At 71.3% G+C, this 13625-nt stretch carries 8 protein-coding genes and 1 tRNA gene; 8 read left to right on the forward strand and 1 reads right to left on the reverse strand.

Features of this window, described 5'->3' with window-relative positions; translation table 11 throughout:
• The first annotated feature begins 10 nt into the window (after positions 1–10).
• From ACZ56E_RS32450 to ACZ56E_RS32485, 8 genes are all read left to right on the forward strand, one after another.
• The gene (locus ACZ56E_RS32450; protein ID WP_468608394.1) at positions 11–580 is read left to right on the forward strand and encodes a small secreted protein; all 570 of its coding nucleotides are present in this window, start codon (positions 11–13) and stop codon (positions 578–580) included.
• Positions 581–665: 85 nt separating this feature from the next.
• On the forward strand, positions 666–2192 hold the full coding sequence (locus ACZ56E_RS32455) for a DUF7059 domain-containing protein (protein WP_471219657.1): 1527 nt from the start codon (positions 666–668) through the stop codon (positions 2190–2192).
• Between the two features lie 218 nt (positions 2193–2410).
• Positions 2411–2608: a hypothetical protein gene (locus ACZ56E_RS32460; RefSeq protein ID WP_398302362.1), complete on the forward strand. Its 198-nt coding sequence runs from the start codon at positions 2411–2413 to the stop codon at positions 2606–2608.
• Positions 2609–2932: 324 nt separating this feature from the next.
• Positions 2933–5758, forward strand: a complete 2826-nt coding sequence (gene topA / locus ACZ56E_RS32465; RefSeq protein WP_471219659.1) for a type I DNA topoisomerase — start codon at positions 2933–2935, stop codon at positions 5756–5758.
• A 159-nt stretch (positions 5759–5917) separates the two neighbouring features.
• Positions 5918–9193, forward strand: a complete 3276-nt coding sequence (gene tmk / locus ACZ56E_RS32470; protein ID WP_471219661.1) for a dTMP kinase — start codon at positions 5918–5920, stop codon at positions 9191–9193.
• Positions 9194–9325: 132 nt separating this feature from the next.
• Positions 9326–10531, forward strand: a complete 1206-nt coding sequence (locus ACZ56E_RS32475) for a DNA polymerase III subunit delta' (protein ID WP_468608402.1) — start codon at positions 9326–9328, stop codon at positions 10529–10531.
• 96 nt (positions 10532–10627) lie between these two features.
• Positions 10628–12241, forward strand: coding sequence for an alpha/beta hydrolase (locus tag ACZ56E_RS32480; protein ID WP_471219844.1), 1614 nt, complete (start codon positions 10628–10630; stop codon positions 12239–12241).
• An 84-nt stretch (positions 12242–12325) separates the two neighbouring features.
• Positions 12326–12399, forward strand: a tRNA-Thr gene (locus ACZ56E_RS32485).
• Between the two features lie 98 nt (positions 12400–12497).
• Here ACZ56E_RS32485 and ACZ56E_RS32490 read toward each other — a convergent pair.
• On the reverse strand, positions 12498–13448 hold the full coding sequence (locus ACZ56E_RS32490) for a LysR family transcriptional regulator (RefSeq protein ID WP_471219663.1): 951 nt from the start codon (positions 13446–13448) through the stop codon (positions 12498–12500).
• Positions 13449–13625 lie beyond the last annotated feature (177 nt).

Here is a 13625-nt window from a genome sequence, read left to right on the forward strand (position 1 = left end):
GACCAATCCGGTGAACAAGAAGCTTGCAGCCGCACTGTCCGGCGGTGCGGTACTGGTACTCGCTTTGTCAGGGTGCAGCAGCGACGACGGCAACAAGGAGCTGGACGACTGGGCCAAGAAGGTCTGCGACTCCGTGCAGCCGGAGTCGAAGAAGATCGCGGACGCCAACGCCGCGATCCAGAAGGAGACCTCCGACAACAGCTCGCCGTCCGACGTACAGAAGACCGACTCCAAGGCGTTCAAGGACATGTCCGACGCCTACAAGTCGATGGGCGACGCCGTGAAGGACGCGGGCGCGCCGCCGGTCGACGACGGCAAGAAGAAGACGGACGACGCCGTCAAGGAGCTCAACGCCATCTCCAAGTCGTACGGAGACCTGAAGAAGCAGGTCGACGGCCTGGACACCAAGAACCAGGCGGACTTCGCGGACGGCCTCAAGGACGTCGCGGGAGAGCTGGACAAGCTGAGCAAGAGCGGCAACGAAGCGCTGGAGAAGCTGCAGGAGGGGGAGGTCGGCAAGGCCATGGGCAAGCAGGACAGCTGCAAGAGCGCGTCCGCCACGCCCTCCGCCAAGAACTGACCCCTTCCGGCCGTACCTTCCCGATGCCCTCGACGCCCAGGCGGCGCCGGGGGCGTCGGCGTACCGGGCGGGCCACAATGGAGGGGTGAGTAACGCCAGCCGCCACGCCGGCCTCCCCCTGCCCGCCTCCGACCGTGCCGACGCAGCCGCCGCCCTGCGGGACGCGCTGCTCGCCGCCGACTTCACCGCCGACGGGCTGCTCGAACTGCTCGGCGCCCCCGCCTACACGGCGCTCGCCCGCAGCGAGACCGTGCCGGCGCTGCGGGCCACGCGAGGAGACGGTGCCCTCGCGGCGCTCGTACGTCTCTTCCTGCTCCAGGAATCCGTGCCCCACGCGCGCGTGGCGGACGTTCTGCCCGTCGGCGTACTCCTGGAGAGCGACTGGCTGACCGAGCGGGACGGCGAGCTGTGGGCGACGGTGGACGTGCGGCCGTACGGCGGGCCGGGCGGTGAGGACTGGTTCATCGTCTCCGACCTGGGCTGCGCCGTCGGCGGCGCGGGCGGCATCGGCAGCCACGACGAGGGCGTCGTCCTCGGGGTCGGCGGCGCGTCCACCACACTGGCCGGCATCACGGTGCGTACGCCCGTCGCGAACGCCCTCGACCTCGGCACCGGCTCCGGCATCCAGGCGCTGCACGCCGCCCAGCACGCCACGCGCGTGACGGCCACCGACCTCAACCCCAGGGCGCTGCGGTTCACCCGGCTCACGCTGGCCCTCTCCGGGGCCCCCGATGCGGACCTGCGCGAGGGCTCGCTCTTCGAGCCGGTGGGGGACGAGACGTACGACCTGATCGTGTCGAATCCGCCCTTCGTGATCTCGCCGGGGGCGCGGCTCACCTACCGGGACGGCGGGATGGGCGGGGACGATCTGTGCCGGTCGCTCGTTCAGGAGGCGGGGGAGCGGTTGACCGAAGGGGGGTACGCGCACTTCCTGGCCAACTGGCAGCACGTCGAGGGCGAGGAGTGGCAGGACCGGCTGCGCTCCTGGGTGCCGCGCGGCTGCGACGCCTGGATCGTGCAGCGCGAGGTGCAGGACATCACGCAGTACGCCGAGCTGTGGCTGCGGGACGCGGGGGACCACCGCACGGACCCCGCGCAGTACGCGGCGCGCTACGACGCGTGGCTGGACGAGTTCGAGGCGCGGGGCACGCGCGCCGTCGGGTTCGGCTGGATCACGCTCAGGAAGTCCGGCTCCGATGAGCCGTCCATCACTCTCGAGGAGTGGCCGCACCCCGTCGAGCAGCCGCTCGGCGACACGGTTCGGGAGTTCTTCGAGCGCCAGGAGTACCTGCGTACGCACGACGACGCCGCGCTGCTCGCCGGACACTTCAAGCTCGCCGACGAGGTCGTGCAGGAACAGGTCGGGCTGCCGGGCGCCGAGGACCCCGAGCACGTCGTGCTGCGCCAGAACCGCGGGATGCGGCGGGCCACCAAGGTGGACACGGTGGGCGCCGGGTTCGCGGGCGTCTGCGACGGCTCGCTGAGCGCCGGGCGGATCCTGGACGCCATCGCCCAACTGGTGGGGGAGGATCCGGTGTTGCTGCGGGACCGGACGCCCGCGCAGATCAGGCTCCTCGTGGAGCAGGGCTTCCTGCTGCCGGTCGGGGCGTAGCGACTGCGCGTACCGCACCCGCGTGGTGGGAGGAAACCGGCCAACATCCCGCTCGTACGGGGCATTTCGGAGCTCGTACGGGACGTTTCGGAGCTCGTACGGGGCATTTCGGATGGGGTGTACGGCCGGGCCGCTCGCCGTTCACTCCGATTTCGTCCGCTCGATTCCCGTGCGTGCCAGCCTCCCGGCAGGGGAACTCGGCACGGGGAGGCACGACCATGGAGAGCGGACCAGCGATCTTCGCCGGGACGGTGTTCGCACTGTTCGGAGCCGGACTGATGCTGTGGACCGGTGCGCGTGTCGCCCACCGCGCTCCCGTCGCCCAGGGTGTGAACCCCGTCGCATCGGCGACGTTCGCCATGCTCGCGGGAACGGGTGCGCTGCTGCTCGGGGTGTGGTGCTTCACGCGGCTGTGACGTGGTGCCGACGACGCGGCGGACCCTCTCCTTCCAGTCGTCGTGCGGGCTCCGGCCGCACGGGGTGCCGGAAGAGTGGTGGCTACGCCGGGCGGCAGGAATGGCGGTAGTCGGGTTACCGTTCGAGTGGCCGTTGCGGGCTTTTCCCGTTTGACACGGGGGCGGGATGTACCGTCACACTCCGCAGCGACAGCGCAACGCAAGCCATGCGGGCACTGCCACCGCACTGCCAGAGCCCTGCCACCGCGCAGCGCCACCGGGCGGTGCGGCCGAGCGGTGCCGCCGCGCACTGCCACCGAGCGTCGACCGGAGAGAAGAGCGAAGTTGTCCCCGACCAGCGAGACCGCACAGGGCGGCCGCCGACTCGTCATCGTCGAGTCGCCTGCCAAGGCGAAGACGATCAAGAGCTACCTCGGCCCCGGCTACGTAGTCGAGGCCAGCGTCGGGCACATCCGCGACCTCCCCAACGGCGCCGCGGAGGTGCCGGAGAAGTACACCGGTGAGGTGCGCCGCCTCGGCGTGGACGTCGAGCACGACTTCCAGCCCATCTATGTCGTCAACGCCGACAAGAAGGCGCAGGTCAAGAAGCTCAAGGACCTCCTGAAGGAGTCCGACGAACTCTTCCTCGCCACCGATGAGGACCGCGAGGGCGAAGCCATCGCGTGGCACCTCCTCGAGGTCCTGAAGCCCAAGGTCCCCGTCCACCGGATGGTCTTCCACGAGATCACCAAGGACGCGATCCGCAGCGCCGTCGCCAACCCGCGCGAACTCAACAAGCGCATGGTCGACGCCCAGGAGACCCGCCGTATCCTCGACCGCCTCTACGGCTACGAGGTCTCGCCGGTCCTGTGGAAGAAGGTCATGCCGCGTCTGTCGGCGGGCCGCGTCCAGTCCGTGGCCACCCGCCTCGTCGTCGAACGGGAGCGCGAGCGCATCGCCTTCCGCTCCGCCGAGTACTGGGACCTGACCGGCACCTTCGGCACGGGCCGCGCCGGTGACGCCTCCGACCCGTCGCAGCTGGTCGCCCGCCTCACCACGGTCGACGGCAAGCGTGTCGCGCAGGGCCGCGACTTCAACTCCGTCGGGCAGCTCAAGGCGGGCAGCGCGGGCACCCTGCACCTGGACGAGGCGAACGCCCGAGCGCTGGCCGCCGCCCTCCAGGACACGAACTTCGCCGTACGCTCGGTCGAGTCCAAGCCGTACCGCCGCTCGCCGTACGCGCCCTTCCGTACGACGACGCTGCAGCAGGAGGCGAGCCGCAAGCTCGGCTTCGGCGCCAAGGCGACCATGCAGGTGGCCCAGAAGCTGTACGAGAACGGCTTCATCACCTACATGCGTACGGACTCCACGACCCTCTCCGAGACGGCCGTCACCGCCGCCCGCGCGCAGGTCACGCAGCTCTACGGCAGCGACTACCTGCCGGACAAGCCCCGCACGTACGCCGGGAAGGTCAAGAACGCGCAGGAGGCGCACGAGGCGATCCGCCCCTCGGGTGATCGTTTCCGCACGCCCGCAGAGACCGGCCTGAACGGCGACCAGTTCCGGCTCTACGAACTGATCTGGAAGCGGACCGTCGCCTCCCAGATGAAGGACGCGACCGGCAACTCCGTCACGGTCAAGATCGGCGGCCGCGCCTCCGACGGCCGCGACGCCGAGTTCAGCGCGTCCGGCAAGACCATCACCTTCCACGGCTTCCTCAAGGCCTACGTAGAGGGCGCCGACGACCCGAACGCCGAGCTGGACGACCGCGAGCGCAGGCTTCCGCAGGTCAACGAAGGCGACGCGCTCTCCGCCGACGAGATCTCGGTCGACGGCCACGCGACGAAGCCCCCGGCCCGCTACACCGAGGCCTCGCTGGTCAAGGAGCTGGAAGAGCGCGAGATCGGCCGCCCGTCGACGTACGCGTCGATCATCGGCACGATCCTCGACCGCGGCTACGTCTTCAAGAAGGGCACGGCCCTCGTGCCGTCCTTCCTGAGCTTCGCCGTGGTCAACCTCCTGGAGAAGCACTTCGGCCGGCTCGTCGACTACAGCTTCACCGCCAAGATGGAGGACGACCTCGACCGCATCGCCCGCGGTGAGGCGCAGGCCGTGCCGTGGCTGCGGCGCTTCTACTTCGGCGAGGGCGAGGCCGCGGGCGGCGCGGCCGACGCGGGCAATGGCGACGGCGACCATCTCGGCGGCCTCAAGGAACTCGTCACCGACCTCGGCGCCATCGACGCCCGCGAGGTGTCGTCCTTCCCCGTCGGCAACGACATCGTGCTGCGCGTCGGCCGGTACGGCCCCTACGTGGAGCGCGGCGAGCGCGACTCCGAGAACCACCAGCGCGCGGACGTCCCCGACGACCTGGCGCCCGACGAGCTGACCGTCGACTACGCGGAAGAGCTGCTCGCCAAGCCGAGCGGCGACTTCGAGCTGGGCGCAGACCCGGTCTCCGGCAACCAGATCGTCGCCAAGGACGGCCGCTACGGCCCGTACGTGACGGAGATCCTGCCCGAGGGCACCCCGAAGACCGGCAAGAACGCGGTGAAGCCGCGGACGGCCTCCCTCTTCAAGTCCATGTCGCTCGACACGGTCACCCTTGAGGACGCCCTCAAGCTGATGTCCCTGCCCCGCGTGGTCGGTGTCGACGCCGAGGGCGTCGAGATCACCGCGCAGAACGGCCGGTACGGCCCGTATCTGAAGAAGGGCACGGACTCGCGGTCCATCGAGACCGAGGAGCAGCTCTTCACCATCACGCTGGAAGAGGCCCTGGAGATCTACTCCAAGCCGAAGCAGCGTGGCCGCGCCGCCGCGAAGCCGCCGCTGAAGGAGCTCGGCGAGGACCCGGTCAGCGGAAAGCCGGTCGTCGTCAAGGACGGCCGCTTCGGGGCGTACGTCACGGACGGCGAGACGAACGCGACGCTGCGGGCGGCGGACTCCGTCGAGGACATCACTCCGGAGAGGGGCTACGAGCTCCTCGCGGAGAAGCGGGCGAAGGGTCCTGCCAAGAAGACGGCGAAGAAGGCCGTGAAGAAGACCGCCGCCAAGAAGGCACCCGCAAAGAAGACCGCTGCCAAGAAGACGGCGGCCAAGAAGACCACCGCGGCGAAGAAGACCACCGCCAAGAAGACGGCTGCCTCCAGCAAGGCCGCCGCTTCGGAGGGCTGACGTCTTCGGAGGACTGACGTTCTCGGAGGACTGATGTCCTCGGAGGGCTGATGTCCGGCGTCTTCCTCCACGTCTTCTTCACTGGACGCCACCCGAACCAGACGGTCGTTTGTTCGGGTGGCTCCTCGGGGAGTCGGTCCGTCCAGATAGGCTGGACGGATGACGCGTGCCGAGCAGCCAACGGCCGGAATTCCGGCCCCCGACGACGCCCTGGTCGCAGATTCCCGAGAGCGCGCCGTCCGCGCCTTGCTGCGCGTACCGCAGCTGAAGCGGTTGTGGAGCGCCCATCTCGTCGACAGTGTGGGCGACGCGCTCGCACTGCTCGTCCTGGTGATTCTCGCCCTCCAGTCGTCCATCGCCGAAGGTGCCTTCGGAGGCGGCTATCGGGGAGCGGCCTTCGCCGTGACCGCTGTCTTCGGAGCGCGCGTTCTCTCGACGCTGCTCTTCGGAGCGGTGCTTCTCGGCCCGCTCACCTCGCTCACCTCTCCGGACGGGCCGCTCGACCGCCGCTGGACCATGATCGGGGCCGACGGGGTGCGGGCCGCCCTGCTGGTCGTCGCGCCGCTGTGGATCGACTGGACTCCGGACGACGCCCTCGCGGTGATCCTCGTGACGTCCTTCGTCGTCGGCGTCGCCGAGCGCTTCTGGACGGTCGCCAAGGAGAGCGCGGCCCCCGCGCTGCTGCCCGCGCCGCCCCTGGAGGGCGCGACGATACGGCCGCTGCCGGACCACATGGACGCCCTGCGGCGCCTGTCGCTGCGTACGGGATTCCTGGCGCTGCCCGTCGCGGCCGCGATCCTCGTCGCCATCACCCTCATCGGGAACGTCCTCGGCGCCGGCATCGACTGGTTCGACCTGCACCAGGCCGGCCTCGCCTCCTTCGTGGCGGCCGGGCTCTTCGCCGCGTCGCTCTCGATCGTCTACTTCCTCGAACTTCCCCGTACGCAGACGCCACGCGCGCGTAGCCCGCTGGAGGGGCTGCGCAGGCCGCGCACCGGCACCGGCACCGACAAGGGCCGCACCGGCGCGATCCCGCTCTTCGTAGCGGCCTGCGCCGCCGTCGCAGGAGCCGTCGCGGCGGCCGTCGCCGTCGCCGTGCTGCACGCCAAGGACCTGGGCGGCGGACCCGTCACGTACGGCCTGATCGTCCTCGCCCTGACCGGCGGAACCGCCGTCGGCATCCGCGTCGCGCCGTCCCTGCTGCCCTCTCTTTCGCGCCGCCGACTGCTCGCGCTCGCCATCGCCCTCACCGGCGTCGCGCTGCTCGCCGCGGGCCTCGTGCCCGACGTGACCACCGTGCTGCTGCTCCTGGCCCTCACCGGGGTCTGCGCGGGCGTCGCGGCGAACATCGGGCACGCGCTGCTCGATCAGGAGGTCGAGGACTACCGCAGGGCCCGCACCACGGAGCACCTCCACGCGGTCGTACGTCTCGTCCTCGCGCTCGGCGCGCTGGTGGCCCCCGTGGTCGCCGCCGCGATCGGGCCGCATCGCATGGTCAACGGCAAGTTCGTCTTCGACCACGGCGGCGCCTCCTTCACGCTGATGCTGGTCGGCGCGCTGCTGCTGCCGGTGGCCGCGCTGGTTCTCGCCAAGGCCGACGACCGCCAGGGCATACCGCTCCGGCGCGACCTGCTGGACGCGCTGCGCGGCGGCGACGACCCGGCACAGGTGCCGTGCGGCACCGGCTTCTTCATCGCCCTGGAAGGCGGCGACGGCGCGGGCAAGTCGACGCAGGCCGAGGCGCTCGCCGAGTGGATCCGCGCCAAGGGGCACGAGGTCGTCGTCACCCGCGAGCCGGGCGCGACGCCCGTCGGCAAGCGGCTGCGGTCGATCCTCCTCGACGTGTCGTCGGCCGGTCTCTCGCACCGCTCCGAAGCGCTCCTGTACGCCGCCGACCGCGCGGAGCACGTCGACACCGTCGTACGACCCGCCCTCGAACGCGGCGCCGTGGTCATCTCCGACCGCTACATCGACTCGTCCGTCGCCTACCAGGGCGCCGGCCGCGACCTGTCGCCGACCGAGATCGCCCGCATCAACCGCTGGGCGACCGGTGGCCTCGTACCGAACCTGACGTGCCTGCTCGACGTGTCGCCCGAGGCCGCCCGCGAGCGGTTCACGGAGGCGCCCGACCGCCTCGAGTCGGAGCCCGCCGAGTTCCACGCGCGCGTGCGCTCCGGTTTCCTCACCCTCGCCGCCGCCGACCCGGGGCGGTACCTGATCGTCGACGCGGCCCAGGAGCCGGAGGCGGTCACGACCGTCATCCGGCACCGGCTCGACCTGGTGCTCCCGCTCTCCGAGGCCGAGGTGAAGGCGCGGGAGGAGGCCCGCAGGGCCGCCGAGGAGGAGGCCCGGCGCAAGGCCGAGGAAGAGGCCGCGCGCAAGGCCGAGGAGGAGCGGCTCGAACGCGAGCGCCAGGAGCAGCTCGCCAAGCTCCGTGCCGAGGAGGAGGAGCGCAAGCGCCGCGAGCTGGAGGAGGCCCAGCGCCGCGAGGCGGAGCGGCAGGCCGAGGAGGCCAGGAAGCGCGCAGAGGAGGCCCGCCGCAAGGCCGAGGAGGAGCAGGCCAGGCTCCTCGCCGAGGAGAAGGCGCGGGCGGCCGAGGAGGAGCGGCGCCGCAAGGAAGCCGAGGAAGAGGCGCGGCTGCGCGCCGAGGCGGAGGAACGGCGCCTGGAGAAGCAGCGGAAGGCGGAGGCCGCGCTGCTTCGGGCCGAGGAGGCGCGGCGGCTCGCCGCGGCTTCGGCGGCTGCGGCTACGGCTGCTTCGGCGGCGGCGCCTGCTCCGAAGGCGCCTGCTCCGAAGGCGGCGACCCCGAAGACGGCGGCTCCCAAGGATGCGGCTCCGAAGGGTCCCGCTTCGGCTTCGGCTCCGGTTTCGACGCGGAAGGCGTCGGATTCTGGTCGGGAGGCTCCGGCCGCGTCGTCCGTGCCGGACGCCGAGACCACCGAGACCGCTGTGCCCGACAACGAGACCACCGTGCCCACGCCCGTGGTGAAGCCGCCCTCCGGGGCTGCCGACGAGACGGCCGTCCTGCCGGCGATCGGCGCCGAGGGTCCTGCCACGGAAGGTCCTGCCACGGCGGATTCCGGCGCGGAGGACACCGCGGTGCTGCCGCAGCCGCCCGCACCTGCGGGGGCTGTCGATGAGACGGCCGTGCTGCCCGCCGTCCAGGCGGACAAGGTGCCGCCGGGGTACTTCCGGGACGAGCGGCCCGCGAGTGCGCCCTCGCCCGACGGGTCCGACGACCGGACCCGTGAGCTGCCCCAGATCGAGGTCGACGAGCACGGCGTGCCCCGGCGGCCGTCCTCCGACTGGGCCGAGGAGACTCCGCTGGACGATCGGCCGTCGCTGGCGGACGAACTGCTCGGGTCGCACGAGGACGAGGACGCGGCGGACGACGACGGTGACGGCCGGGCGCGGCGCGGCCGTCGAGGGCGCTGAACACCGCGGTGGACGAGGCCGCTGAACACCGCGGCCGGGCCGGATTGTCAGAGGCGTCCTCCACAATGGGCAGTCCGGGCAGGCGATGGGCGGTCCGGGCAGGAGCAGAGCGCAGCGTAAGGCGGTGACCCCATGAGCGTGTGGGACGACCTGGTGGGGCAGGAGCGGGTGAGCGAGCAGCTGGGCGCCGCCGCCCGGGACGCCGACGCGCTGGTGACGGCGGCCGCCGCGGACACCCCGCCGCCGGAGTCGTCGAAGATGACGCACGCCTGGCTGTTCACGGGCCCGCCCGGCTCCGGCCGTGCCACCGCCGCGCGCGCCTTCGCCGCCGCCCTGCAGTGCACCAGCCCGGACCGGGCGCTCGGCGGCGCCCCCGGCTGCGGTTTCTGCGACGGCTGCCACACCAGCCTGATCGGCACTCACGCCGACGTGGAAATGGTGCGCACCGACCTGCTCTCCATCGGTGTGAAGGAGACCCGCGAGCTCGTCCGCCGGGCACAGCTCTCGCCCGCCGTCGGACGCTGGCAGGTCATCGTCCTGGAGGATGCCGACCGCCTCACCGAGGGCGCGGGGAATGTCCTGCTGAAGGCCGTCGAGGAGCCCGCCCCGCGCACGGTGTGGCTGCTCTGCGCGCCCTCTCTGGAGGACGTGCTGCCGACCATCCGCTCCCGCTGCCGCCACCTGACGCTGAGCACGCCGCGCGTGGACGCGGTCGCCGACGTGCTCGTACGGAGAGACGGCATCGAGCCGGACGTGGCGGCGGCCGCGGCGCGCGCCACGCAGGGCCACATCGGCCGCGCCCGGCGCCTCGCGACCGACCCGCGCGCGCGTGAGCGCAGGGCCGCCGTCCTGAAGCTGCCGATGCGGGTGTCGGAGATCGGCGGCTGCCTCAAGGCCGCGCAGGAGCTGATCGACACGGCGACCGAGGACGCGAAGCAGGTCGCCGATGAGGTCGACGGCAAGGAGACCGAGGAGCTGAAGGCGGCGCTCGGCGGCGGGCAGGGCGGCCGGATGCCGCGCGGCACGGCCGGCGTGATGAAGGAGCTGGAGGACAGACAGAAGCGGCGCAAGACCCGCACGCAGCGCGACAGCCTCGACCTCGCGCTCACCGAGCTGACCGGGGTCTACAGGGACGTTCTCGCCCTGCAGCTGGGCTCGCGGGTGGCCATCGCCAACACCGAGGTGCAGGACATGCTGGAGCGCCTGGCCCTGGGGACCTCGCCCGAATCCACGCTGCGCCGCATCGAGGCCATCGGCGCCTGCCGCACCGCCCTCGACCGGAACGTGGCACCGCTGCTCGCCGTCGAGGCCATGACGGTGGCGCTGCGAGCGGGCTGAACGCCCCCGTTCGGGGCGCGGGTTGGCCGGTCTCCCGGTTTCACTCGTACGAGCGCGTTGAGTGACCGTACGTACGCGGACAGTTACTCTCACATGATGGACCTCAGCCGTCACGGCCGTCACAGCCGTCGCAGCCATCACCTCCCGTTCCGTACGTGCGGCACTCTGTTCGTGACCGCCGGGCTGCTCATGTCCGGCTGTTCGTCGGGGAGTTCGACGGCGGACGCCTCTATGGCGTCGCTGTCCCGCTCGACGCCCGCGGAGCTCGCGCCGTACTACGAACAGAAGCTGAGCTGGCGGGAGTGCGGCGCCCCCGGGTTCGAGTGCGCCTCCATGAAGGCCCCGCTCGACTACGCCGAGCCGGCGGCGGGGGACATCGAACTGGCGGTCGCCCGCAAACAGGCCACCAAGAAGAAGGGCCGGCTCGGCTCGCTCCTGGTCAATCCGGGCGGCCCCGGCGGCTCGGCGATCGGCTACCTCCAGTCGTACGCGGCACTCGGCTACCCCGCGGAGGTCCGGGCCCGGTACGACATGGTCGCCGTCGACCCGCGCGGGGTGGCCCGCAGCGAGCCCGTCACCTGCCTCGACGGCAAGCGCATGGACACGTACACGCAGACCGACGTCACCCCCGACGACCAGCGCGAGACGGACGGCCTGCGCGCCGCCTTCGAGACGTTCGCGGACGGGTGCGAGGCGCGGTCGGCCAAGGTCCTTCCGCATGTCTCCACGGTCGAGGCGGCCCGTGACATGGACGTCCTGCGGGCGGCGCTCGGCGACGACAAACTGACGTACGTCGGCGCCTCGTACGGGACCTTCCTCGGCGCGACGTACGCGGAGCTCTTCCCGCGCCGCGTGGGCCGCCTGGTCCTGGACGGCGCGATGGACCCGTCGCTGCCCGCCCGGCGCATGAACCGCGACCAGACGGCCGGCTTCGAGACGGCGTTCCGCTCCTTCGCGAAGGACTGCGTGGCGCGCGGCGCGGAGTGTCCGCTGGGCACCGAGAGCCCCGAGGACGCGGGCAGGCGCCTCAAGGCCTTCTTCCGCGGTCTCGACCGTGAGCCGCTGACGGTGCAGGGCGAGGGCGGCATCGGCGCCGGTCGGGTCGGCGAGGTCGGCGGCAGGAAGCTCGGCGAGGCGCTCGCCACGACGGGCGTGATCGCCGCGATGTACGACGAGGCGGGCTGGCCCCAGCTGCGCGACGCGCTGACCTCGGCGATGAAGAACAAGGACGGGGCGGGCCTGCTCGCCCTCTCCGACGGCTACTACGAGCGGGACGGCGAAGGAAAGTACGCGAACCTGATGTTCGCCAACGCCGCCGTGAACTGTCTGGACCTGCCGCCGTCCTTCGGCTCCCCGGCCGAGGTCCGCAAGGCGCTGCCCTCCTTCCGTGAGGCCTCCCCGGTCTTCGGCGAAGGCCTCGCCTGGTCCTCGCTGAACTGCGCGTACTGGCCGGTGCGGGCCACGGGTGAGCCGCACCGCATCGAGGCGAAGGGCGCGGCCCCGATCCTCGTCGCCGGCACGACCCGCGACCCGGCCACCCCCTACCGCTGGGCGCAGGCCCTCGCCTCCCAGCTCTCCTCCGGCCACCTCCTCACCTACGAGGGCGACGGCCACACGGCGTACGGCCGCGGCAGCGAGTGCGTCGACGCGACGGTCAACGCCTACCTCCTGAAGGGAACCGTCCCCAAGGACGGAAAGCGCTGCTCATAGCTCTCCGGAGGGGGTGTGCGGAGCGCTCTGAAAAACTGTGTAGACTTGGCCGCGTTGCTGATCGCACGATGGTGCGGACGGCGCGCCGCCTTAGCTCAGATGGCCAGAGCAACGCACTCGTAATGCGTAGGTCTCGGGTTCGAATCCCGAAGGCGGCTCTGTGGAAGCCCCAGGACTCACTCGCCGTGACCTGGGGCTTTTGCTTTTGATGCGGCCCTTCGCGTCCTTCGCGTCCTTCGCGTCCTTCTGGGTGTGATTACTGGGCGGACAGGGTGGGCTCCGGGATCGCGGTCGTCTGGGGTGCGTTGGTCGGGGGGAGCGCCGGGGTCGGGCGGGTGAAGGCGTGGCGGGAGTGGTGGATCAGTTGGCGTAGGGCCGGGTTTTCTGTTGTGGTCCAGGCCAGGGAGAGGACCGGTTCCGTGTGGATGTCCACGATGCGGCGGGTCGTCAGTCGGGGTCGGTGTTGGGCGACGAGGGACTCGGAGAGGATTGCGACGCCCAGGCCGCGGATCGCGAGGTCGGCGATCGCGCTGGGGGCGCCGGCCTGGAACGCGATCTCCATGTTGACGCCCGCCGCCGCGCACGCGTCGTCGAAGACCTTGCGTACACCGGTTCCGGTCGGCAGGCTCACCACCGAATAGCCGGCCAGGTCCGCCAGGGTCACCTCAGGTTTCTCGCAGAGCGGGTGGCCGACCGGCATGGCGGCGACCAGGGGCTCGCGGATGATCTCGTACGCCTCCAGGCCCTGCGGAGTGGAGCCGGAGGTGCTGACCAGGGCTATGTCGGCGCTCCCCGCGCGCAGTCGCTCGATGAGCCGGTCGGAGGTGTCCTCCAGGAGGACGATCTCCACGCCGGGGTGCCGGTGGTGGAAGGCGGACAGGGCGTCGAAGAGCGGTGTGACCGTGCACGCGGTGACCATGCCGACGACGAGCCTGCCGCGGATGAGGCCGTTCACCTCGTCCACCGCCTGGCGGACGGCGTCGGTGGCGGCCAGTGCGGACCGGGCGTGGCGGAGGGCGGCCACCCCGGCGGGGGTGAGTCTGACGCTGCGGCCCGAGCGGTCGAACAGGGATGTCCCCAGGTCGTGCTCCAGCTGTCTGATCTGGGCGCTCACTCCGGACTGGCTGATGTGCACGCGCTCGGCGGCCCGAGTGAAGTTCTCCTCCTCGGCCACGGCGACGAAGTATTCGAGCTGCCTCAGTTCCATGCCTCGGGATTCTAGTAATGGGTAAAGGTATATGTAGGACTTCTGGTCAATTCTTGCTTGAGTCCTGGTGGAGAAATGCGACCTTTAGGCTTTGGTGCTCGCGTGTGTCAAGCGTTCTGCGAAGTTTGACGAGAAATCGCGCACGCGGGCCGAGCGTGACACCTGGTGCGGTGGCTC

Source organism: Streptomyces sp. NPDC039480, from assembly GCF_055597165.1.

Coding starts and splice junctions, on each gene's coding strand:
- ACZ56E_RS32490 (WP_471219663.1), bottom strand. CDS start 13,448: ATGGAACTGAGGCAGCTCGAATACTTCGTCGCCGTGGCCGAGGAGGAG.
- tmk (WP_471219661.1), top strand. CDS start 5,918: ATGACGCGTGCCGAGCAGCCAACGGCCGGAATTCCGGCCCCCGACGAC.
- ACZ56E_RS32460 (WP_398302362.1), top strand. CDS start 2,411: ATGGAGAGCGGACCAGCGATCTTCGCCGGGACGGTGTTCGCACTGTTC.
- ACZ56E_RS32475 (WP_468608402.1), top strand. CDS start 9,326: ATGAGCGTGTGGGACGACCTGGTGGGGCAGGAGCGGGTGAGCGAGCAG.
- ACZ56E_RS32480 (WP_471219844.1), top strand. CDS start 10,628: ATGGACCTCAGCCGTCACGGCCGTCACAGCCGTCGCAGCCATCACCTC.